The organism is Terrabacter sp. 2YAF2, assembly GCF_052114705.1.
Taxonomy (GTDB): domain Bacteria; phylum Actinomycetota; class Actinomycetes; order Actinomycetales; family Dermatophilaceae; genus Terrabacter.
Genome location: NZ_JBFRFG010000059.1, coordinates 1 through 722, shown reverse-complemented (window position 1 = coordinate 722; position 722 = coordinate 1). Strand labels below are relative to the sequence as shown.

The following is a 722-nucleotide window of genomic DNA, read 5'->3' as shown; positions in this document are numbered from 1 at the left end:
GGGACGGCGTACTTCTACACGGTCGCCGCGGTGAACGCCGCTGGTACCTCGCCGCCGTCCAACGAGGCGTCGGCGACCCCGCAGTCCGCTGTGATGGTGCCGTCGGCGCCGACGGGGTTGGTCGGGACGCCCGGSAACGGGTCGGTGGCGTTGTCGTGGACGGCTCCGGCGTCGAATGGTGGGTCGGCGGTGACGGGGTACAACGTGTATCGCGGGACGAGTGCGGGTGGTGAGTCCGCGACTGCTCTCGCGTCGAACGTGAGCGGGACCAGCTTCACCGACACGTCGGTCAGCAACGGGACGGCGTACTTCTACCGGGTGGCTGCGGTGAACGCGGTCGGCACGTCGGCGTTGTCGAACGAGGCGTCGGGGACTCCGCAGGCCGCGGTGGCGGCGGGCTACGTGGGTCGGGTCGCGTCGGCGACGGCGTCGGCGGCGCGGACGACGACCACGCTGACGGTCGGCTCGAGCGGGGTGCAGGCGGGGCACACCCTGGTGGTGTCGTCGTTGTTGTCCTCGACGAGCATCACGGGTGCCGTGTCGGTCAAGGACAGCGCGGGCAACACGTACGCGGTGGTTCGGGACGTCAACGACGGGTCGGCGGGTGACCGCGCGGTCACGGTGGTCGCGCTGTCGGTCAAGGCGTTGCCGGCGGGGTCGACGATCACGCTGACCTACTCCTCGGCGGGGGAGACCCATGTGAGTGTCGATGAGCTGGCCGG

General features: G+C 70.9%; 1 protein-coding gene. It reads left to right on the top strand.

All coding sequences use genetic code 11. The annotated features are described in order from the left end of the window. Positions 1-93 precede the first annotated feature (93 nt). Positions 94-722: fibronectin type III domain-containing protein (locus AB4030_RS22415; protein WP_442281408.1), on the top strand; the 629-nt coding region annotated here is incomplete at its 3' end.